Origin of the sequence: Labrenzia sp. R5_0, from assembly GCF_017743835.1 — a bacterium.
GTDB classification, from domain to species: Bacteria; Pseudomonadota; Alphaproteobacteria; order Rhizobiales; family Stappiaceae; genus Roseibium; species Roseibium algicola.
This window is the reverse complement of sequence record NZ_JAGHRK010000002.1, coordinates 1348823-1371528: the sequence shown is the minus strand read 5'-3', so window position 1 is coordinate 1371528 and position 22706 is coordinate 1348823. Positions and strand designations below refer to the sequence as shown.

Genomic DNA, 22706 nt, shown 5'->3' with positions numbered 1-22706 from the left:
AGACGGACACCTCGACTTGCTGGGCGCTGGCTCGAGGCCCCGCCAGGTGTTGGGAGGACGCATGGAATATTTAACCGACATGGCCGCAAAACGGGCGGAGCTCACGCCCGGGGCGACAGCCTTTGTCGATCATGAAAGCGGCAGATCTTTCAGTTTCTGCGAGATCAACGAGCGCGCCACCCGGTTGGGCAATCTTCTGCTGGGTCGCGGCCTTGCCAAGGGCGACCGCATGGCGGTGCTCTGCCATAACCACCCGGATTTCTTCGTGCTGCTGTTTGCGGCTCAGAAAACCGGCATCCTGCTTGTGCCGCTCAACTGGCGACAGCCGGTTGCCGAGCTGCAGCCCATCTTGGCGGCCTCCGGTGCGAAGCTGCTGTTTCATGATCTTGCGTTTGTCGAGATTGCCGAAGAACTTGCCGCCACAACCGGCCTGTCGCTTCTGCCTCTGGGCGCCGAGGGTCGGGGCGGCAGCGCTCTTGATCGTCTTCTGACGGGGGCAAGTCCTGCAGCGATCGGATGCGGCAAGGTCAAGGCCTCGGCCCCTTGGTATCTGCTTTACACTTCCGGAACGACGGGCCTGCCCAAGGCGGTCATCCAGACGGCAGGCATGGCCTATGCCAACATGATCAACTACTGCCAGGCAACGGGTCTTTCGATCGGCGAAAAGGGCGTCAATTTCCTGCCGCTCTTCCATACGGCGGGGATCAACCTGCCGACGCTGCCGATCTTCCTGAACGGCGGCATGTCGACTGTCTTGCGCAAGTTCGATCCGGAGACCGTGCTTGATCTCGTTTCCGCCGGAAACGTCACCTGCTTCTTCGGTGTTCCGGCGATCTATCAGGCGCTGGCCCTGTCACCCAGGATCGGCAAGACGAATTTTTCGAAGGTCCGGTCGCTCGGCTGTGGCGGTGCGCCTGTGCCGAAACACCTGTTGTCGGAGTTTCAGGAGCGGGGCGTCACCATCTGCAACGGCATGGGCATGACCGAGACCGGGCCAACCGTGTTCCTGATGGACAAGGGCCATGCGCCCGCCAAGATCGGCTCAGTCGGAAAACCGCAGATCCTGACGGATGTTCGCCTGGTCGACGGCGATGGCGGTATCGTCGAAGGGCCGGGGGAAGGGGAAGTCCAGTTTCGCGGGTCGAACATCACGCCGGGCTACATGGACAACAAGGAAGCGACGGTTGCCACCTTCACGGTCGACGGCTGGCTGAAATCCGGTGACATCGGGCGCCGCGACGAGGACGGCTACTACTACATCGTCGACCGGATCAAGGACATGTACATCTCGGGAGGCGAGAACGTCTATCCGGCCGAAGTCGAGAAGGTTCTTGTCGGTCATCCGGCCGTTCTGGAGGCTGTGGTGATTGGTGTGCCTGATGCTAAGTGGGGCGAGGTCGGTGCGGCCTTCCTGATTGTGCGTCCCGGCGAAGACCTCGACACGACGACGTTGGCCGACTGGTGCCGCAAGCAGCTGGCGCCCTACAAGGTGCCGAAAAGCTTTACCGTCGTTGATGACCTGCCGCGCACCGCGGCGGGCAAGGTGCGCAAGAACATTCTGAAAGACGACTTCCTTGCCGACAATTCCCTGGAGAAAGCATAACCGATGAGCCTGACCGCTGACGCGCAGCACAGCGCAACGTTTAGCTGGATCCCCCGTCAGGAGGATTTCGATGTCTTTGCCGATCTGTCCGGTGATGACAACCCGATCCACGTCGATCCCGAATTTTCGGCTCGCACACGGTTCGGCCGCACCGTCTCCCACGGAATGCTGCTTTATACGCGGGTCTTTGCGCATCTGGAGGCGCTCCATCCGGGGCGAAGCCATGCCGTGCAGACTTTGATGTTTCCCAATCCGGCCTATGCGGACGAGGAACTGACGTTTTCGTTCACGCCGAGCGAGGACGATGGGGACCTGATCCTGATCGAGGTCGCCCGTGTGGCGGACGGGGCCGTGACCTTGTCCGGTTCCTGCAAACTGGGGGGGCGGACATGAGCCTGGAAGTCGGAGCGCGCGCGGAAGTCAAACGCAGCTACACAGAAGACGACATGCGTGGTTTCGCGCAGCTTGCCGGAACCGGTACGGAAGTCCCGGTGTCTGTTCCGGGACCACTGATCGGCGGGCTCTTTTCCTATCTGCTGGGCGTCGAGCTGCCGGGGAGAGGAACCAACTACCTGAAGCAGAGCCTGGAGTTTCTGGCGCCCGCCCCGGTCGGGGAGACGCTGACGGCCTCGGTGACCATCACGCGCTTGCGGCCGGAAAAACACCTGGTTGATCTGGAAACGGTCTGTGAAGCCGAGGACGGCACCCGCATCTGTCAGGGCCGGGCGCTGGTCTATGTCGAGGATGTCGGCAAGGACTGAGCCGTTGTTACAGATTTTCGGCTGCCGCGCGGCGTTAGGCTGACCGGTTGCGCATTCGAGAGCCTTCTACTCGCCCTCGATGATCCGGACCTTGGATGGCCAGAAGGCGTAGTGCCCGGCAAGTTTCTCCGCCATCGGCACCGGCGATCTGTAGACCCAGCCGATCTCCTCGCCATCATGGGAAATGTAGCTGGCGTCGCCCTTGATGGGGCAATGAGTAGACTTGTCGACATACCCGAACCGGGTCTTTAGATCGGCTTCCGGCACGTAGATCACGGGGTCATAAAAAGACTTGCCGATTTCAAGAACGCGAACCGCATTGATGCTGTCCGCCAGCAGGGCCGCGCCCTGATAGATGCGAATTCGCCGGGGCACGTCCTTAATCACCATCAGGTGGTCGGGGTTTTCCGGGTTGCGGATCGCCGTATCGAAGGCGGGCATTGTCTGCGCAGTCATGAGGTCCTCCGTGGAATTGGCCCTCATGTGTGGATGGTGACGGTGAAACGCAAAACAATTCTATGCTGCAGGGCACACGGTTTCGCTGGGTTTTGGGCGTTCGCAGGTTGAAGGTCATCGTTTCGGCCTTGATAATTCCTGCAGTTCTGCGCTCAAACAGGAGAACATGAAATTAGGAAGAAGTGGTGCCATGGCCGAAAGCGTTCAGGATTTTTTGAAACGGCTGTTCCTGCGGGCCGTCGAAGTGGCGGACCCGATGCAGAGCCTTGGTGCGTTTCTGCCGGAGAAACCAGCGGGCCGCGTCGTGGTGATCGGCGCAGGCAAGGCCTCCGCCCGAATGGCGGAAGCGGTCGAAAAGGTCTGGGGGCCGTGCGAAGGCCTGGTGATCACACGCTATGGCTACGCGAGGCCGTGCGAAGGGATCGAGATCGTGGAGGCCGCGCATCCGGTTCCGGACGAAATGGGTTTTGTCGCGACCAAACGCATGATCGAGCTTGTTTCCGGCCTGGGTGAGAACGACTACGTGCTGGCGCTCATGTCCGGTGGTGCCTCGGCCTTGCTGATTGCGCCTGCCGGAGAAATCTCGCTGGCCGAAAAGCAGGCGGTCAACCAGGCGCTTCTGGCCTCCGGTGCGCCAATCGGCCAGATGAATGTCGTGCGGAAACATCTGAGCCGGGTGAAGGGCGGGCAATTGGCAGCCGCTGCCTATCCTGCAAAGATGCTGGCTCTGCTCATCTCCGATGTTCCCGGTGACAATCCTGCTGAAATCGGGTCCGGTCCGACGGTTGGTGATACCAGCACGACGGCCGATGCCAAGGCGATTCTGGAGCAGTGGAAGATCGAAGTGCCGGCTTCGGTGCAACAGGTTCTCGCTGCCGGAAGCGGTGTGTTGAAGCCCGATGACGAAAAGCTTAGCCGCGTATCGAATGTCATCTTCGCAGCTCCCTCCCAGTCGCTGGAAGCTGCCCGGACCCTAGCCGAAGCAGAAGACTGTGATGTCGAGATCCTGGGTGACGCCCTGGAAGGCGAAGCGCGGGAAGTGGCGCGTGCCCATGCAGAGCTTGCCCTCAGCCGCCAGAGCGAGCGCCCCGAAGGCAGCCGGCCCTTGCTGCTCCTGTCCGGCGGTGAGCTGACGGTGACCCGACGCGGCGAGGGCGTTGGCGGACCGAACGCCGAATACGCCCTGGCTCTTGCTTTTGCCTTGCGCGGGGCTCCAGGTATCCACGCGATCGCTTGCGACACGGACGGTGTCGACGGGGCAGCAGAGGTCGCGGGTGCTGTCATTGGCCCGGATACGCTGGCGAGGGCGGACAAGGCGGGTGCCGATGTGGAAGAGGCACTTCTTACCAATGACGCTCACCGCTTTTTCGACACGATCGGAGATCAGGTTGTCACCGGGCCGACACTGACGAATGTCAATGATTTCCGTGCCATATGGATCGGATAGCGCATTGGCCGGGACGAACGCCCGCAATTCCTTTACCCGGCAAATGGCGCCGGAATTCCCAAGGGACCGGACTTGACTGAAATCACCATCACCCGTGTGGCGCGCCTGCCGGATCCGTTTCGGATCGAACGGTTTCTGTCCAATCCGAAGCTTGGCCCGAGGACGTTGTTCTTCAGCGGTGGATCGGCACTCAACGGTGTCGCCCAGTGCCTGAAGCGCTACACGCATAATTCCATCCACCTGGTGACACCGTTCGATTCCGGCGGCAGCTCGCAAGGGCTCAGGATTGCCTTCAACATGCCGGCCATCGGTGATCTCAGAAGCCGGTTGATGGCACTCGCCGACGAAACGGTGCTCGGCCATCCGGACGTTTTTCGCCTGTTCACACATCGGTTTTCGAAAACAGCCTCGCAAGTGGATCTGGCCGCCGAGCTGGAAAGCATGATCGCCGGAACGCATCCGCTGGTGGAGGCGATAGAGCAGCCGATGCGCACGCTCATCCAGAATCAGCTGGGCATGTTTCACGCCGCACGCCCGATAGATTTCGACCTGCGCGGCGCCAGCATCGGCAACCTGATCCTGGCCGGTGGTTACCTCAACCAGAACCAGCAACTTGAACCGATCATCTTTCTGGTGGCCAAGCTGGTGGGTGTTCAGGGGACCGTCCGGGCCGTTGCCGACGACAACCTGCACCTGGGGGCAGACCTTGACGATGGCGAGGTTGTTATCGGCCAGCATCTTCTGACCGGCAAGGAGCATCCACCACTGGACTCGCCGATCAGGAACCTGTTCCTCAATCGAGGGCTGACCGGCAAGGACCCTGCGGAAGCAGCGTTTCCGGACCGCAACCGGAGCCTCATCCAGTCTGCTGACCTCATCTGTTATGCGCCGGGCAGTTTCTATACCAGCCTGATCGCGAATCTCCTGCCGAAAGGCGTCGGAAAAGCCGTTGCCGCACGCACCATTCCGAAGGTCTATGTGCCCGGAACGGGGCAGGATCCGGAAACCGGCACGATGAGTGTTGCCGACAAGGTGCAGACCCTGCTTGCCTACTTGCGGCGTGACGCGGGCAGCGATTGCCCGATCGACCGTCTGCTCAACTTCGTGATCGTCGATCAAGCGGTTCCGGAGAAGGAAACGGAAGGGCTGCAGGCGCTTGGGCTTTCCGTGCTTCGGCTCGATCTCGTCAGCAAGGCGTCCGCACCCTATTATGCCCCTGTGCCGCTTTGCGAAACTCTGGTCTCGCTGACGTAAGCACCACCGAACATTCAGGACAAGGCCATGAAACGTACGAAGCTTCTAAACCGGCATCTCAGTAAACTGGTAGCCTCGCTCGGCCATATGGACGAGATCGTCCTTGCCGATGCAGGCCTTCCGGTTCCTGCCAATGTTGGTGTGATCGACCTGGCAGTCAGCCCCGGTATTCCGGCCTTCTTCGATGTTCTGGAAGCGCTTGCCGATGAAATGATCGTCGAGCAGGCGGTCTTTGCAGACGAGGCATCGGAAGATCTCGTCACGCAGATCGAGGTCCGACTGGCCCATTGGGCGGCTGACACCGGCAAGCCGATCGAACATGTCCGCATGTCCCACGAGGACTTCAAGGAGCGTTGTTCGAAGGCACGTGCGGTCATTCGCACCGGTGAATGCACGCCTTACGCAAATCTGATTCTCGTCTCCGGCGTACCGTTCTGACAATCGCCGCAGACGGTGTCTGGAAGGCCTGTCTCGACAGCCATCGATGAGAACTGACCGATGCGAAGGGGGGAGCGGAAATGCTCCTCCCGTTTTTGTTTTCCGAAACGTTGCAGCGGCATGTTTCGTTGCAACGTCAGTCGCTTCCCGCTCTGCAAAAAATAAAAATTTGATCTCCAAAACCGATTTTGTTGACTTACAAAATCGGTTTTGTAAAAATTTTCCTCAATAAAACAATCTGTTGCCTTTTGAGGCTGCAGGCCGGGAATTGAGCCCTTCGGGCTCGCAGGGAGGATCGATGTCGCGACTTCGCGATTCCGTCACCATTGATGACGTGGCGCGCCATGTGGGCGTTGCGAAAGGAACCGTGTCGCGGGTCCTCAACAACTACACCGATATTTCCGAAGCCACCCGCAAACGTATCCTCAAGGCTGTTCAGGATCTGGGCTATCAGCCGTCGGCCACTGCACGCAATCTGAAGCGCGGACGTCAGGACACGCTCGGCATCGTCATCCCCGTGGGTCACGGCAGTGGAGCGGATCCGTTCCTGTCCGAATTCATCGACGGCATCGCAAGAGCTCTCGACGAACTGGGGCTGGACCTTCTGGTGACCACTGCCCATTCACGCGAACACATGATCGAGACCGTGAAGCGGCTGATCGCTAGGCGCAAGGTGGACGGTTTCATCGTCACCCGAACGGAAGTGGACGATCCGCGCATCGCCTATTTGCGGGAACAGAATTTTCCATTTGTCGCCCATGGCCGCACGCGCGATCCGGCAGGCTATGCCTGGTTCGATATCGATAACGAGGCGGCCTTTGCCGATGGCGTTCGCCATCTCTACAGCCTCGGACATGAGCGGATCGGGTTCATCGGCGGTCCGATGGAACTCAACTTCGCGCTTCAGCGCCGCAACGGGTACAGGCAGGGTCTGGAGGCGCTGGGCCTTGTACATGATCCGGCATTGGAAAATCTTCAGTCGCTCAGCGAAAAAGGCGGCTTTGCAGGGGCCGAGGCGCTGTTGTCGCTGGAAGCGCCGCCGACCGCACTTTTGTGCGTGACCGACGCCCTTGCCATCGGAGCGGTGCAGTACTGCCGCAAGTTCGGTCTTAAGGTCGGCTCCGACGTTACCGTCGTCGGCTATGACGGCCTGCCGGTGGGTGAATACCTGGACCCGCCGCTGACGACTTTTTCGCAAAGCGCCCAAGAAGCAGGCGGCAGGGTTGCCCGCATGCTGATCGATGTTCTGGATGGCAAGAACCCCACGGATCTGCAGGCCCTTGCCAAGGCAAACCTGATCCGGCGCGCCTCGGATGGCGCTCCGGCAAATTCATCGGAGGCGCTTGCAAGCGCGCTCCGCGACCGGCTGAACCAACAGCCACATTCCGGCAGGAAGGGAGAGTAATATGTTTGGGAGGACAACATTCCTGGCCTCGACCATCGCGGGCGTTCTGACGCTCGGTCTGACGGCCGCACAGGCCGAGACGTTGCGGTTCTGGACGACTGAAGAACAACCGGAACGCCTGGCCAAGCAGGAAGAAATGGCCGCCGCGTTCAAGGAAAAGACAGGCATCGAGGTGGACGTCATTCCGGTGACGGAATCCGATCTCGGCACGCGTGCCACGGCAGCCTTTGCCGCCGGCGATCTGCCGGATGTCATCTATCACACACTGCAATACGCGCTGCCTTGGGCCGAAGCAGGCATCCTGGATACGGAAGCTGCGACCGAAGTGTTTGAAAAACTGGGTGCCGGCACATTCGCGCCGGGCGCGGTTGCCATGGCTGCGGTTGAAGACGGTGTCGCCTCCGTGCCTGTGGACGGCTGGACCCAGATGGTGATCTACCGCAAGGACCTCTTTGAGGAAAACGGCCTTGCTGCTCCGGACAGCTATGAAGACATTCTGGCGGCTGTCGAAAAACTGCATAACCCGCCCGAGATGTTCGGTTTCGTCGCCGCAACCAAAGTTGACGAGAACTTCATGAGCCAGGTGCTGGAGCACGTGCTTCTGGCCAATGGTGTCAGCCCTGTCGGCGACGACGGTTTCAAGCCGCTGGACGAGAAGAAGACTGTCGAAGCGCTGGAGTTCTACAAGGCCATCGCCAAGGCATCGCCTCCCGGAGACCTCTTCTGGAAGCAGTCGCGCGAGCTTTATTTTGCCGGCAAAGCAGCCATGATCATCTGGTCGCCGTTCATCCTGGATGAGCTTGCCGGCCTGCGTGACAGCGCTCCGCCGACCATCACCGACGATCCGACCTCCACGGAACTTGCTTCCAAGACTGGTGTTGTCACCACCTTGAGCGGCCCGTCCAATCCAGACGGGGCAGCCTGGGCCGACATCCGTTACTTCGGCATCACCAATGACGCGGACACGGAAGCGGCGATGCAGTTCGTCGAGTTCTCCATGGATGACGGCTACCTGTCGACCCTGTCGATCGCGCCGGAAGGCAAGTTCCCGATCCGTCGTGGTTCTGCCGACAACGCGACCGAATTCGTCGATGGCTGGGCAAAGCTTCCGGTGGGTGTCGACCGCAAGGCGCCGCTGACCGATCTCTACGATGCCGACACCATCAAGACCATCGTCTCCGGTCTCGACACCGCCAGCCGCTGGGGCGTCAAGGAAGGCCAGCTCTCGCTTGCCTCCAAGATGATCAACAGCCAGGTGATGAACCGTCTGGTGCGTGAATACATCGACGACGAACGCGATGCTGCTGTAACAGTTGCCAAGCTCAACGAGGAACTGGCCAAGATCCAGTAACGCCTTTCCACCCCTCAAGACCCCACGAGGGGGTGGAAAAGCCCGCACATAACGGCCCGGACCGGGCGTCTATCGGATGCCCGGTCCTTCCCAATCTCCTGCCGCTGCATTGCCGGCAGACGAGATGGGCTCCAGACAGTTGCCGGTTGGGACTTGTCGGTCGCCAACGGCAGAACGGGATCTAGACCCCGGGCGGAAACATGAACACCAAAACCGAAGCTGACGCTTCCTCAGGGCCGCCGAAAGGCATCGGTCCGATGCAGCGGCGTGAAATGTGGCTGGCGTATCTGATGCTGGCGCCGACATTTGCCATCATCCTGATGATTGTTGCCGGACCGCTGCTTGCCAATTTCTGGATCAGTGTGAAGCCGGTTCAGCTTGCCGACCTGCGGCCGCCGACCGTGCTCGTCAACGAACGGGTTCGTGGTCGGCCAAATGCACCGGGCGACGAGGCCCGGCTGGAATACCGGCTGCGCAATTCGTCCCAGGACGAGGAAGTCCGCGACGTGACACTGAGCGATGTGGTGCCCGATGGCTTCACGGTGACTTCGCATTCCGAAAACTGTTCGCTCAATGGCGCCGCGCTGACGTGCGATCTTGGAACCGTAGCGCCTGGCTGGCGCGGAGATGTCGAACTGGTCGGAACCGTGTCGCAGGGGTTTCTGGATGCAAACCGTCCCGAACGTGCGAGCGAGCCAGTTATTTCGGGCGAAGCCAACAATGTGCTGACCAACTTCGAATTCACGTTCGAGAACTTCAGCCGGATCTTCAGCGCGGACGAGTTCTGGTCAGTGCTGCGCATTACGTTCTACTACACCATCTTCGGGACGGGTGGCGCGTTGGTGCTGGGTCTCTTTGCGGCGCAGCTCCTGAACACGACCTTCCCCGGTCGCGGTGTCCTGCGGGGCCTGTTTCTGTTTCCCTACGTCTCGCCTGTGATCGCGGTTGCCTTCACCTGGGTCGTTCTGTTCGACCCGTTTTCCGGCACGCTCAACGCGCTGCTGACCAAAATGGGCGTTGTCGCCGATCCGATCAATTTCTTCGGCCAGAGGGCGATCGAGTTTTCCGTTCTCGGCATTCCGATGGAGTTTCCGCTGGCGCTGACGACGGTGATTGCCTTCGAGGCCTGGCGTTACTTCCCGCTGTCCTTCCTGTTCATTCTGGCGCGCATGCAGTCGATCAACACGGACATGTATGAAGCTGCCGAAATGGACGGGGCAACGCCGCTGCAGCAGTTCTGGTACCTGTCGCTGCCGCAACTGATGGGGATCCTCTCGGTCCTGTTCCTGCTGCGCTTCATCTGGACCTTCAACAAGTTCGACGACATCTTCCTTCTGACCGGCGGCAACGCGGGCACGCGTACGCTGACCGTCGATGTCTATGAGCAGGGATTTGCCCTGTCCAATCTCGGCGCCGGTGCAGCCGTTGCCGTGGTCGTCTTTGTCGTCCTTGTCACCTTCGCCACTTTGTTCATCCGCTTTTCGCCGAAGGAGGAAGGGCTATGAGACCCGGCAGTATCGTTCTCGCGGCGTTGACCGGCCTGATCTGGGGCGTCACTGCCATGGTGGTCATCGGTGTCACACTGACACTGGTGACCGGCGATGTGGCGCAGCCGCAAGCAACGGCGGCGGGTCTTGCGGGGCTTGTCAGTGCTCTGGTTCTGGTCTGGAGGCAGTCGACCGGGGGCGCTGGAGCCATGGCGGACAGGGGGCTTTGTGCTGCCGTCCTGTTCGTCGTCCTGATGGTGGCTTCCTTCGCGGCGCCCTTCGGTCTGTCGCTTGGTCAGCACTCCTTGTGGCAGGGACTTGGTCTGGTGATGTTTGTCGCCGGCGTTACCGGTGCCAATGCGATCTGCCTCGGTGGGGCCCGGCTTGGTGCCATGTCGCGCTACGAGCGTGAGGTTGTCTATATTCGCATCGCGAAGGGCGTCGGCTTCGTCGTCTTCTCGATCATTGTCGCCTTGCCGTTCTACGTCATGATCATGACCTCGCTCAAAAGCCAACAGGCGCTGCTTGCCAATCCGCTGGACCTGTCGATCGACGTCAGTCAGGGCATCAGCGGGCTGTTCCGGTCCTATGTCGAGCTTTTCACCCAGTTCAACTTCGGCCGTTACCTGATGGTGTCCGCCTTCGTGTCGGTGGCAACCGTCGTGCTGACATTGCTGTTCTCGGTGCCGGGCGCCTATGCCGTGTCGCGGCTGCGGTTTCCGGGGCAGGCATTCCTGGCCCGCTCCGTGCTGCTCATCTACATGGTGCCGGCGATCGTGCTGGTGATCCCGCTCTATGCGGTGTTCTCGCAGCTTGGTCTGCGCAACACACTCACCGGCCTGCTGATCGTCTATCCGGCAACGACCATCCCGGTCGCGCTCTACATGTTGCAGGGGTACTTTCGCGGTCTGCCGTCCGAACTGGAAGAAGCCGGGCTGATGGACGGGCTGTCGCGCATCGGCGTGATCCTCAAGATCACCCTGCCGCTGTCCCTTCCGGCGCTGGCTTCCGTTTCGCTTTACGTCTTCATGATCGCCTGGAACGAGTTCCTGTTCGCGTTCATGTTCCTGGACGATCCGGACATCTTCACGCTGTCGCGCGGAGTGGTGTCCCTCAATTCCTCCGAGGTGCCACGTCAGCATCTCATGGCGGGCGCGGTAATTGCGACCGTGCCCGTCCTTTTCATTTTCCTGTGGTTCGAACGTTTCCTTGTCCAGGGCCTGACGGCCGGCAGCGTCAAGGGTTGAACGATCAAGAGAAGGGGCTCTGAAGAGCCCGAGGGAGTACGCTGTGGCACACGCAGATCTAGACCAGGCGGCAAAGGCCATCCTGACCGAAAACGACCAGGGCGGGTACACGATCCCGACGAAGGGTCTTTATCCGTACCAGTGGAACTGGGATTCCGTCTTTGTCGCCCTGGGGTTTGCGGAATTCGACCAGGACCGGGCCTGGCAGGAAATCGAGATGCTGTTCCAGGGCCAGTGGCGCGACGGAATGGTGCCGCACATCCTGTTTCGCAAGGACGACCCGAGCTATTTTCCCGGACCGGGCGTGTGGGGAACCGACGGCGGTCCGATCCCGAGTTCCGGTCATTCCCAGCCGCCGGTGGCCGCGTCCGTCGTCCATAGCCTGGTGGAGGCTGACCGGACCGGCAAGGCACTGGAGCGGGCGAAGGCCTTGTTGCCGAAACTGATGGCCTGGCATCGCTGGTATCTTGCCTATCGCGACCCGAAAAACCTTGGTGTCATTGCCGTCATTCACCCCTGGGAATCCGGGCGGGACAACCTGCCGGACTGGGACGAGGCGCTGCGGGCGGTCGAGGTCAAGGACATTGGTCCCTATGAGCGGAAGGACACCTCTCATGTCGATCCGGCCATGCGGCCGCACAAGGAGGACTACGACCGTTATCTCAGCATTGTCGCTGCTTGCCGAAAGGTAGGCTGGGATCCGGAAAAAGTCGCCGAAACCTGCCCGTTCTTCGTTGCCGACCCGGGCGTTACCTTCATCTTCCTGCGCGCCAACCGGGATCTTCTCGCGCTGGCCGAAAAACTCGGCATGAGCGCGGAAGCCGACGAGATCCGAGGGTGGATCGCGGCGATGGAAAAAGGCAGCCGGACGCTTTGGAATGATGAGGTCAAGGCACATGTCGCTTTTGACGAGCGTCGCGGCAAGCAGACAGATGGCATCTCCAGTGCTTCCTTCCTGGCACTCTATGCCGGGCTCCATGATCCGCAGACCCTTGGTGCGCTTCAGGGACATTTCGACAGGATCGCGGAGCGGGTCGAATACCTGATGCCGTCCTATGATCCCGATCACCGCAGTTACGAGCCTTTGCGGTATTGGCGCGGACCGGTGTGGGCGATGATCAATTACATGATCGCGAAAGGTTTTGCCGAAGCAGGCGATGCCGTCCGGGCGGAACGACTGCGCGCCGACACCGCGCGGCTGATCGAAACCGGGGGCTTTGCGGAATATTTCAGCCCCGAAACGGGCGCAGGAGCAGGTGGCGGATCGTTCTCCTGGACGTCGGCCATCTGGCTGACCTGGGCTTCGCCTTCACACGCCGAGCAGGCAGCTTAAGGGGGACGCGATGGGAGCGATCCAGCTCAACAAGGTTGAAAAGTGGTTCGGCAACCTGCAGGTCATCAAGGGCATCGACCTCGACATCAAGGATGGCGAATTCGTCATCTTTGTCGGACCGTCCGGCTGCGGGAAGTCGACGCTGTTGCGTCTGATCTCAGGGCTTGAGGAAACCAGCCGTGGTGCTATCGAAATCGATGGCAAGGACGTCACTGCACTGCCGCCATCGGGGCGGGGACTGTCGATGGTCTTCCAGTCCTACGCGCTTTACCCGCATATGTCGGTGCGCGAGAATGTCGGTTTCGGTCTGAAGACGGCAGGCTTTCCCAAGGCGGAGATCGACCGCAAGGTGAATGCGGCTGCTGAAGTGCTGAAGCTGGACGAATATCTCGACCGGCGCCCCAAGGCGCTTTCGGGTGGACAGCGCCAGCGGGTGGCCATCGGCCGCGCCATTGTTCGCGAGCCAAGTGCCTTCCTGTTCGATGAACCGTTGTCGAACCTGGACGCAGCGCTTCGCGTTGAAATGCGTTTTGAGGTCGCCCGGCTCCACAAGAGCCTCGGCACCACCATGATCTACGTGACACACGATCAGGTGGAAGCCATGACGCTGGCCGACAAGATCGTGGTGTTGCAGGCCGGCAGGATCGAACAGGTCGGATCACCGCGCGAACTTTATGAACGGCCGGACAATCTGTTCGTGGCCCAGTTCATCGGTTCGCCGAAGATGAACGTGGCGCCCTGTTCACTCGAAGAAGGACGGTTTTCGCTGCGCGGGCATGGCGGCGGTCCTTATCCGTATGCCGGCAGCGGACAAACCCCGGTTAAACTCGGCATCCGTCCGGAGCACATCAGCCTTGCAACACCGGGCGAGGGGCATTGCACCGGAACGGTGGAAGTGGCCGAATATCTGGGTGCAGACACCTTCCTTTACGTGGCGCTCGACGGGCTTGAAACGATCCTGGTGCGCATCAGCGGTGCCGAAGACGTGGAGGAGGGAACTCGTGTTGGTCTGACCTTCGACGAGAGCCGCCTGCATTTCTTCGACGGCGAAGACAAGGCTATCCGCTAAGACTGTCTGTCGGAATGACCCCGGCCTTTTCGGCGGGTTCAGTTCCGGCAGAGCACCAGCACGGTGTATTGAGAAGCCTCCTCGTCGATCCGGGTCGGGCTCTTGATGTTGGTGATGGTGTTGTAGGAGGGCGTCAGGCCGAGATCTTCCATGAACTCCGCCATCAGCTTGCCCCTGACCGCGAAATTCACGTTTTCCGGCAGGTCACCGGCCAGTTTGAGCGTCTTGAACTTGTCCAGGCGAGACACAACGGTGCCGACGACGGCTCCCGTCCTGTCCAGAACCGGGCCACCTGAATTGCCTGGCTGTACCGGTGCTGTCAGCATGAAATGGCGGCTGTCGCCCTTGACGCCTGCCAGCGACGAGATCATGCCGGGAGTGAAGTTCAGGTTGTTGTCCAGGATCTGGGCAAAGGGATAGCCGATCACGAAAATCTCCTCTCCGCGAACGATCGGCTGTTTTGAGCGGAACTGCGCAACATGATCCGACTTGCCGCTGTCGAGCTGCAGGATCGCGAGGTCGTTTTCCGTGTCCGCCTTCACCAGCCTCGCGGTACCGTGGCCTGGAATATCCAGCGAGCGGCAGTTGCCGACCACATGCGCATTGGTGCCGATGTGGCCTTCGCTCGTCAGGAAATAGCCGCTGCCGGAGGAGGAGGTCTTGCGGCCGATAATATCCTTGCGTGCTCCCTTGGGAAGCGGATCGCTGCTGTTGTCCTCTTCCAGAACCTGCAGGCCGGGAGCTGATGTGACCGCGTCCAGTTTCTCCTCATCTGTTCCGTCGTAAAACGTCATGCTGTTCGACATGGCAACTGCCACGCGGTCCATGAAGACGGCATGGCGTGCCTGCCAGGCAAGCGAAAAGCCACGGCTGTCCGAAGAGGTCTTCATCATGCGCAGGTAGAAATCACGTCCATCCTGCCGACCGGAGACGACGAAGTAGTCATTCCGGAATTGCTTGTGCTCCACGGTCCGCCCGTCGCTGGTATCGGTCAGACGCTTGTAGAGGGCCGCGTAGTCGGTTTCTTCCGCCGAAACCTGCAGGGTTTCCAGTTCGATGCTGTTGTCATAGGCCCGCCAGAGGTGTCCGCGCGGCGTCTGGGTGGACGGTTCGAAGAGCTTGCCCGGAACGCCGAGCTGCAATCCGGAAACGGCGTCCTTGTAGGTTTCAAAACCAACCCGTTCGACAAGGTCGAGGCCATCGCGCTGGAGGATCTGCATCTGCTCGTCGTCGAGCACACCGTTCGGGGTGAAGTCCCGGTGCTTCTGGAAAGTTGTGAGCGCGTTATAGGTGAGCCTGCCGAAGGTTCCGTCCACCTGTGAGGCGTAGTCTCCCGTAAAGACCAGCAGGAACTGGATCCGGACCCGTTCTCGCCAGTCCCTGGCATGGAACCAGTCCTTGGACTGATCGTAACCTGCCTGCACGGTGCCGGCTGATACTAGCAAAAACACGATGGCATGAAGAAACGAACGCATAACCAGCTCCCCTTGGTCGCGTTCCACATTTTAGCAAAACGGCGATGATGGAAACAGGCTCGCCCTGCTCAGCCGGGGATATCTCGCGATAAAACTCCGGAGGCGGTGTTCAGATGGAGCGGCCTGAAAAACCATGTTTCAAAGCGGAACAACATCGACCTTGTGATCGGTGGTTTGGGACCCTGACGTGCGCAACACGCCTTTCACCGGTGCCGCGTCTCCGTAGTCGCGGCCATGCGCGACAACGATGTGATCCTGTCCGACCCTGAGAGCATTGGTGGGGTCATATTCGATCCAGCCGATCTCGATGCCGCACCAGGCCCTGACCCAGGCGTGCATGGCATCCGCACCTTCCAGCCGTTCCTGGCCTTCCGGGGGAATGGTCCGGAGAAAGCCGCTGACGTAGCCTGCCGGAATGCCGATGCTTCTGAGGCATGCGATCATGATGTGCGAAAAATCCTGGCAGACGCCATGACGTCGCTCGAACGCCTCGATGGCCGGAGTGTCGACTGTTGTGGCCTCGGCATCGAAACGCATGTCCGTGTTCAAGGCCTTGCCGATGGCTTCGACGGCGGAAATCGTGCTCATGCCCGGGACGACATGGTCCTGCGCATAGACTGCAAACGCGGGGTCGAGGGGCAGGCGCGGCGAGGCTGAAAGAAAATGGACCGGCGCCCTGGGGGCAAGTGACTGAACGCCGGAGAGCTCCCTTGCCAGGGCGTGCAACGGCGGTGAAATGTCGAGTTCTTCCGGCACCGCGGTTCTGTCGATACGGGCCTTCAGCTTGAAACTGAGTTCGCTGTGGCTGCGCCGGTAGGCAACGTCGGTGACAGCATTGCCGAAGAAGTCCGTCCGGTCGTGACGCTCAGAAGGGCCAGGCACGATATGGATCTGCCCCGCCATCAGCTTCTGCTCGCCGGGGATGGTTGCCGGCATCAGCCGGAGCGCATGATGTCCGTAGTTGGCCGGGCTGGCATAGTCGTAAGTGATTTCAAGCGTTACATCGTAATGCACGGGCGCCTCGCGTCGGGCGTGTCGGGTGAAAGCGACCGTCCGTTACCGGATATAGGCATCGGTCAGCTCCACGGAGAGATAGGAGATCTGATCGCGAAGATCGGCAAGAGAAGCCGGTGTCAGGGTCTCCGGGGTGGCGATTGCCAGAAGTGTGTGAACCTGCAGGACGGAGCGGGCCAGCTCCGAAAGATGTCCGTTTTCCGTCGCGTTGGGCAGCACGCCGATATGATCTTTCATGTCGGTCAGCTGGTAGAGCACCGCGCGCGGGTTCTTGGTGTCCATCGCCAAAAGGTCCAGCACGGTGGCATGGCTGAGAGAGACCGCATAACGCCGGCTCATGGACATGGCGCTGTCGCCAACCTCAAGCAGCAGTTCAAGAGAGCCTTCCGGGGCGTCTTCGTCGGTAAAGACCGACAGGAGATCAGCCATCCGGTGGGCGCGTTCCAGTGCACGGCCGATGGACAGGAAACGCCAGCCGATAAACCTGTACATGTTTTCATGCACAAGACCCGAAAAGCCGGTGATCTTGCGCAGCAGCAGGCCCATGGCTCTGGTAACGTCGGCATTGTCGCGCATCGTGCGCTTGGCGCCGTTCGCGGCCTGGGCAAGGTCGTTCAGCGCCAGCCAGCCATCGACGGAAAACCGGTCGCGTACCTTTGCAGCGCTGGCGACGGCCGATTGCAGCATGTCGCACAGGCCATCGGGAACCGGCTCGACAGGCGCCATGCCGATCTTGTCCAGATATTCCGCCGTCAATGCCACAAGCGGGGCTTCCGGGTCCGCCGTTTCCATCAACCGGGCATGATAGGCACGCAGCAGCCGCACCGCGCCTTCCGCACGCTCCACGTAGCGGCCGAGCCAGAACAGATTGTCGGCTGCGCGCGATGGCAGGGAACCGGTCTGTGATTTGAAGAACGGCGATTCCGTCTGGTGGAGCAAGGTTTCCTTGTGCGGCTTCTGACCGCCGACGATCCACACATCGGCCGCCGATCCGCCTGCCTGCATGGCAATCGCACTTGCATCTTCCGTTTGTCCGATCCGGGCAAAGCCGCCAGCCATGACTTCCCAGCCGTTGGTCGTTCGGGCCAGGAAGACGCGCAGGCTCATCGGCCGGGGGACCAGAAGCCCGTTGTCATAGGCAGGTGTCGTCGACAGGGTCACGGCTTCCTGCCCGACCAGCCTGTCACTCTTGCTATCGATCCAGGTTTCCAGAATGCCCTTGTGGAACTTGTCGAAATCCTTGCCGATAAAATCGGTATGGGAGGACGTGAAAGGCAGCGCGGTCGACAGCGCGGGGCTGAACATCATGCCTTCCGCATTTTCCTTCACGTAGGCTTTCGTTCCCTCTTCACCGCACCACCAGGTCGCGACGTTCGGCAGTTTCAGCGGCTCGCCGAGCAGGTGTTCGCTGATACGCGGCAGAAAGGCAAGGAGCGCGCGTGTTTCCAGAATGCCGGTGCCGAGCGCATTGATCATGGTGACTGCGCCGCTGCGGACCGCCTGAACAAGACCCGGTGTACCGATGTGAGAGGTTTCGTTCAATTCCACCGGATCGGCCCAGGCGGCATCAAGGCGCCGCCAGAGAACGCTGACGGGCCTCAGTCCGGCGACCGTGCGAACCATCAGCTTGCCGTTTTCAACCGTCAGGTCCTCACCTTCCAGCAGCATGAAACCGAGATACCGGGCGATGTAGGCATGCTCGAAATAGGTGTCGTTCAGCGGGCCTGGTGTCAGGATCGAAACGCGGCTTTCGCTTTCTCCACGCAGCTCGACCAGGTGGTCGCGGAACCGCCGGAAAAACCCGGCGAGCCGATGGACATTGGCGCGGGCGAAGAACTCGTTGAAGACGCGTCCGGTTGCGACCCGGTTTTCCAGTGCGAAGCCGGCACCGGAAGGCGCCTGTGCCCTGTCGGACAGAACCCACCAGGTTCCGTCCGGTCCGCGGCCGATCTCGAACGACAGGAAGTGCAGAAAATGTCCGGATTTCGGCTTGATGCCCACCAGTGGACGCTGCCACTCCGGGCTTTGCGCAATCAGGCTTGCCGGAAGATAACCGTTGGTCACCAGCCTGTTGTCGCCATAAAGATCGGCGACAACCTGTTCCAGAAGTTCGGCGCGCTGGGTCAGGCCGTCTGCAATCACCTGCCAGTCGTCCTGGCTGATGATCACCGGAATATGGCTCAACGGCCATTCCCGCTCATTCGCCCCGTCCTGCCCGTATTGACGGAAATAGACCCCGGCATCGTTCAGATACTGATTGCCGCGCGCGAAACGCTCGGTGATTTCCTCCGGCGTCAGAGCGCTCAGATGCTCCAGAAACGGCCGCCAGACCGGTCTTACCCGGCCATCAGGGAAGAGCAGCTCGTCCGAAACATCCGGAAAGGGACGATAGGCCTTCAAGAGGCCGTAGCGAAGCGCTCCGGGTTCTGCGTTTTCGTCCAAGCTCATGCATCGTTTCCAGTCGGCGGGGCTGCCGGTTCGTCAGACATTCTGCGGTCTGCGCAGGTCCAACGTCAACGGAAACTCCGGATGCGGCCGTTCAAGCCCCGGAAGATAGAGCCCCGGCGTATGGCCGTGCGGCTCGAACCTTGCAAGGCGGCGGGCTTCTGCCTCGTTCCCGTTGACAGGAAACGTGTCATAGTTCCGTCCGCCCGGATGAGCAACATGATAGACGCAGCCACCAAGGGCCCGGCCGCTCCAGCGATCGAAGATATCGAAGGTCAGCGGGGCGTCGACCGGATGCACGGGGTGCAGCGCCATGGCCGGTTGCCAGGCCTTGTAACGGACACCGGCAACCGAAACGCCGTTGGTCTCGGTTTTCCTGAGCGGCAAGGTCCGCCGGTTACAGGTGACGGCGTAGCGGTCCGGATCGCTGGTGGTGAGCTTGACCTGCAGACGTTCAGTGGAACTGTCCGTATAGCGCACGGTGCCACCGATGGCGCCGGTTTCGCCCAGTACGTGCCAGGGTTCCAGCGCCTGTCGAAGTTCCAGGTGAACACCATCGACCTCAAGTTCTCCGCAGAAGGGGAAGCGGAATTCGGCCTGGGCTTCGAACCAGTCCGGACGCATCTGAAAACCGTGATGCTCCAGATCCCCCAGGACGTCGAGAAAATCGGTCCAGACATAATGCGGCAGCATGAACCGGTCGTGCAGGGCCGTGCCCCAACGGGTCAGATTGCCGGACAGTGGCTGCTGCCACAGGCGCGCAATGAGCGCCCTGAGCAACAGCTGCTGGGCAAGGCTCATGCGCGGGTCCGGCGGCATTTCGAAGCCGCGAAACTCGACAAGGCCCAGCCGTCCTGTCGGGCCGTCGGGGGAATAGAGCTTGTCGATGCAGATTTCCGCCCGGTGGGTGTTGCCGGTGACATCCACCAGAAGGTTGCGCAGCAACCGGTCAACCAGCCAGGGGAACGGCGTTGCCCCTTCATGAGGGCGGTGGATCTGTGACAGGGCGACTTCCAACTCGTAAAGGCCGTCATGACGGGCCTCATCGACGCGCGGAGCCTGCGAGGTCGGGCCGATGAAGAGGCCGGAGAACAGGTAGGACAGGCTTGGATGGCGCTGCCAGTGCAGGATCAGGCTGCGCAGGAGATCAGGCCGGCGCAGGAACGGACTGTCGAGCGGCGTCCCACCGCCAACTACCACGTGGTTGCCGCCGCCGGTGCCCGTGTGCTTGCCGTCGATCATGAACTTGTCGGCACCGAGCCGCGACTGCCGGGCTTCCTCGTAGACGCCTTCGGTGATCGCGACACATTCCTGCCAGCTGGATGCCGGATGGATGTTGACCTCGATGACGCCCGGATCCGGTGCAACGCGGATGACATTCATGCGCGGGTCGGGCGGGGGTGGATATCCTTCGATATGAACCGGAAGGTTCAAGTCAGCCGCGGCAGATTCCGCCACCGAGATGAGTTCCAGATAGTCCTCGATCCGTTCCACCGGCGGCATGAAGACGCAAAGACGTCCGTCGCGAGCTTCCACCGACAGCGCTGTTCTGACCGATGCTCCGCCAAATTCGTCGTCCGTCAGGGTTTGTTCCCGCCGGTCCTGCTGGCCTTCGCTGGCGGTGAAATGGGCAACATCCTGCCTGCGGTCAGCGCGCGGGCCCGCAGGAAACTCCGGTAACGGGTCGCGCGGGACGGTCGGATCGGCGATATTGGTGTAGGGATATTGGGCCGGCGGGACATGGGGCAGGGATTCCAGCGGCAGGCGGTAGCCGACAGGGCTGTCTCCGGGAACGAGGAACAGCGCGTCACGGCGCAGCTTCCAGCGTTCGGATCGCCAGCGGTGTCCGCCGGCCTTCGATTGCCAGCGCTGGATCGGCAGCACATGTCCGGCAGGTTCGGTCAGCCCCCGGTCGAAGACACGGGCAATACGATGCCGGGCCTCGGCGTCCTCCAGCTTGGAATTTTTCGGGGTGACATTTTCCGGAAGGTTGGCTTCCTTCACCAGCCACACCGCCGGGTCTTCATAGGCGGCCACGACGTGGTCCGGGTCGATTTCCAGCTTCGTTGCGATCTCCTGCAGCAGCGCTGCGGCCTGATCTGCGCTGGCCTTGGTATCGTCGCCTTCTTCCGCGATCAAATCCGGATCATGCCAGATCGGTTTTTCGTCGCGGCGCCAGTAAAGCGAGAAAGTCCAGCGGGGCAGGGTTTCACCCGGGTACCATTTCCCCTGGCCGTAATGCAGGAACCCTCCAGGGGCAAAGCGTTCACGCAGCCGGCGGATCAGAATATCCGCCTTCTGGCGTTTGGTCGGGCCGACCGCGTCGGTGTTCCATTCTGCGGCTTCGAAATCATCGATCGAGACGAAGGTGGGTTCACCGCCCATGGTCAGGCGGACGTCCTCCTGCGACAGGATCCGGTCGACCTTGGTGCCGAGCTGATTGAGTGCCGACCAGGCATCGTCGGAAAACGGCTTGGTGATGCGCGGATGTTCGGCGACGCGGGCCACCTTCATGTCGAAGGCGAAGTCGACCTCCGCCTTGCTTGCCATGCCGACAATCGGGGCGGCGTTGACGTAATGCGGCGTCGCGGCCAGCGGAATGTGGCTTTCGCCTGCCAGAAGGCCGGAGGTCGGATCGAGCCCGATCCAGCCTGCACCCGGCAGGAAGACTTCGGCCCAGGCATGCAGATCGGTGAAATCGTGATCGGTGCCGGAGGGGCCGTCCAGTGCTTCCAGATCCGGCTTCAATTGTATGAGATATCCGGAGACAAACCTTGCGGCAAAACCGAGATGGCGCAGGGCCTGCACCAGCAGCCAGGTGGAATCGCGACAGGACCCGGTTCCTTTCTCGAAGGTTTCTTCCGGTGTCTGTACGCCAGGCTCCATGCGAATGACATAATTGACGGTCTGGGAGACTTTGGCGTTCAGCCAGACGATGAAGTCGACGGTTCTCTGGCGATCCTTCGGGACCGTTTCCAGGAACGCGGTCATGTGCGGGCCGGTCGGGTCGAGGCGACGGTAAATCTGAAGATCTTCGCGAAGTTCCGGCGGATAGTCGAAGGGCCATTCCTCCGCGCTCTCCTCGATGAAGAAATCGAAGGGATTGTAGACGGCCATGTCGGCGACCAGATCCACTTCGATCTTGAATTCGCGTACAGGCTCGGGAAACACGAAGCGGGACAGCCAGTTGCCGTAGGGGTCCTGCTGGTGATTGACGAAGTGTCCTTCGGGCGAAACCTTCAACGAGTGAGACAGGACCCGGGTGCGGCTGTGAGGGGCCGGCCGCAAGCGGATAATCTGCGGGCTTAAGGTAACCGGACGGTCGTATCGGTAATGGGTCAGGTGATAAATGCTTGCACGAATTGACATTTACAGGGCCCCGGTATTTGTCCGTTTCAAAGCGCGAGTGTCAGGTTTTCACAAAATCAAACGCATAACCACGTCTTTCTGTAGGCAGTTTCGCCTCACGAATGGGCTGCAAGCATGTTGTGAAAGGAGAAGGCCGGAAACCAGGTGAAATCTCGTGTCGCCGGTCAGGGTTCGTTAAACACGATGCAATCCTTCCGGCGAAGCCGGCTCTGACGAGCGCTTTTCCTGTGCTAATTTCGGATTGATTAACACAATCGGATCAAGGTGCCGGCTGCCAGCGAACGGCCAGCAGGCATGAGCTCTGTTGCGGCCGGGTTTCAGGCAGGAATGCCTCAGGAGCCGGTTTCTGGCAATCTTTGGATATGCGCCAATAAAATGTGCGTAAGTGGTTGCCACTTCTGCAGAACATATTTGTGGTGGCTAATATGACGCCGGGGTATGACCAGGCACTGTTTCGGTGCGATCGTCCGGCCCCATGTCAAGGTTCCGTTCGGCTTTCGAACATTCAACCGGTGCTGCGGTGAATGTCCGTGATCTGAAGCGGGGCCGTTC

At 60.7% G+C, this 22706-nt stretch carries 17 protein-coding genes; 12 read left to right on the top strand and 5 right to left on the bottom strand.

All coding sequences use genetic code 11. The features are described 5' to 3' along the window. The first annotated feature begins 61 nt into the window (after positions 1-61). Genes J7447_RS15115 through J7447_RS15105 form a run of 3 tightly spaced genes read left to right on the top strand, consistent with a single transcriptional unit; the run spans position 62 to position 2364 of the window. Entirely contained in the window at positions 62-1603 is a 1542-nt protein-coding gene (locus J7447_RS15115; RefSeq protein ID WP_209170088.1) for an AMP-binding protein, read from the top strand. A 3-nt stretch (positions 1604-1606) separates the two neighbouring features. Next, the gene (locus J7447_RS15110) at positions 1607-1996 is read left to right on the top strand and encodes a MaoC/PaaZ C-terminal domain-containing protein (RefSeq protein WP_209170087.1); all 390 of its coding nucleotides are present in this window, start codon (positions 1607-1609) and stop codon (positions 1994-1996) included. Beyond that, on the top strand, positions 1993-2364 hold the full coding sequence (locus J7447_RS15105; RefSeq protein ID WP_209170086.1) for a phosphate acetyltransferase: 372 nt from the start codon (positions 1993-1995) through the stop codon (positions 2362-2364). The genes J7447_RS15110 and J7447_RS15105 overlap by 4 nt, the downstream gene beginning before the upstream one ends. A 66-nt stretch (positions 2365-2430) precedes the next feature. Here J7447_RS15105 and J7447_RS15100 read toward each other — a convergent pair whose 3' ends face one another. After that, positions 2431-2820 carry a DUF427 domain-containing protein gene (locus J7447_RS15100; RefSeq protein ID WP_208984244.1) on the bottom strand — a complete coding sequence of 130 codons (390 nt, stop codon included), beginning with the start codon at positions 2818-2820 and terminating at the stop codon, positions 2431-2433. Positions 2821-3010: 190 nt separating this feature from the next. Here J7447_RS15100 and J7447_RS15095 point away from each other — a divergent pair, with 190 nt between their 5' ends. The 9 genes from J7447_RS15095 (at position 3011) to J7447_RS15055 (ending at position 13851) form a co-directional block, all read left to right on the top strand. After that, positions 3011-4267 carry a glycerate kinase gene (locus tag J7447_RS15095; RefSeq protein WP_055656325.1) on the top strand — a complete coding sequence of 419 codons (1257 nt, stop codon included), beginning with the start codon at positions 3011-3013 and terminating at the stop codon, positions 4265-4267. 72 nt (positions 4268-4339) lie between these two features. Further along, positions 4340-5521, top strand: a complete 1182-nt coding sequence (locus tag J7447_RS15090) for a GAK system CofD-like protein (RefSeq protein ID WP_209170085.1) — start codon at positions 4340-4342, stop codon at positions 5519-5521. A gap of 27 nt (positions 5522-5548) precedes the next feature. Further along, positions 5549-5959 (top strand): D-ribose pyranase, encoded by a 411-nt coding sequence (gene rbsD / locus J7447_RS15085; protein ID WP_062487232.1) that lies wholly within the window; start codon positions 5549-5551, stop codon positions 5957-5959. A gap of 298 nt (positions 5960-6257) precedes the next feature. Further along, complete coding sequence (locus tag J7447_RS15080; RefSeq protein WP_209170084.1) at positions 6258-7364, top strand: substrate-binding domain-containing protein; 1107 nt, start codon at positions 6258-6260, stop codon at positions 7362-7364. Between the two features lies 1 nt (position 7365). Continuing rightward, positions 7366-8715 (top strand): extracellular solute-binding protein, encoded by a 1350-nt coding sequence (locus tag J7447_RS15075; RefSeq protein WP_209170083.1) that lies wholly within the window; start codon positions 7366-7368, stop codon positions 8713-8715. Positions 8716-8915: 200 nt separating this feature from the next. Continuing rightward, positions 8916-10220, top strand: coding sequence for a sugar ABC transporter permease (locus tag J7447_RS15070; RefSeq protein ID WP_209170082.1), 1305 nt, complete (start codon positions 8916-8918; stop codon positions 10218-10220). Further along, positions 10217-11449 carry a carbohydrate ABC transporter permease gene (locus tag J7447_RS15065; protein ID WP_077291865.1) on the top strand — a complete coding sequence of 411 codons (1233 nt, stop codon included), beginning with the start codon at positions 10217-10219 and terminating at the stop codon, positions 11447-11449. Before J7447_RS15070 ends, J7447_RS15065 begins: the two co-directional genes overlap by 4 nt. Positions 11450-11492: 43 nt before the next feature. Further along, complete coding sequence (locus J7447_RS15060) at positions 11493-12782, top strand: trehalase family glycosidase (RefSeq protein ID WP_055656315.1); 1290 nt, start codon at positions 11493-11495, stop codon at positions 12780-12782. A gap of 10 nt (positions 12783-12792) precedes the next feature. Continuing rightward, complete coding sequence (locus J7447_RS15055; RefSeq protein ID WP_209170081.1) at positions 12793-13851, top strand: ABC transporter ATP-binding protein; 1059 nt, start codon at positions 12793-12795, stop codon at positions 13849-13851. Positions 13852-13889: 38 nt separating this feature from the next. On the opposite strand, the gene J7447_RS15050 is transcribed toward J7447_RS15055, so the two are convergent. The 4 genes from J7447_RS15050 to J7447_RS15035 all read right to left on the bottom strand — a co-directional run bounded on the left by J7447_RS15050 (position 13890) and on the right by J7447_RS15035 (position 22154). Then, positions 13890-15326, bottom strand: coding sequence for a serine protease (locus tag J7447_RS15050; protein ID WP_209170080.1), 1437 nt, complete (start codon positions 15324-15326; stop codon positions 13890-13892). Positions 15327-15464: 138 nt separating this feature from the next. Further along, entirely contained in the window at positions 15465-16340 is an 876-nt protein-coding gene (locus tag J7447_RS15045; protein ID WP_023003057.1) for a transglutaminase family protein, read from the bottom strand. A gap of 42 nt (positions 16341-16382) precedes the next feature. After that, positions 16383-18788, bottom strand: a complete 2406-nt coding sequence (locus tag J7447_RS15040) for a circularly permuted type 2 ATP-grasp protein (RefSeq protein ID WP_023003058.1) — start codon at positions 18786-18788, stop codon at positions 16383-16385. A 33-nt stretch (positions 18789-18821) separates the two neighbouring features. Then, positions 18822-22154 (bottom strand): transglutaminase family protein, encoded by a 3333-nt coding sequence (locus tag J7447_RS15035; RefSeq protein ID WP_209170079.1) that lies wholly within the window; start codon positions 22152-22154, stop codon positions 18822-18824. Positions 22155-22706 lie beyond the last annotated feature (552 nt).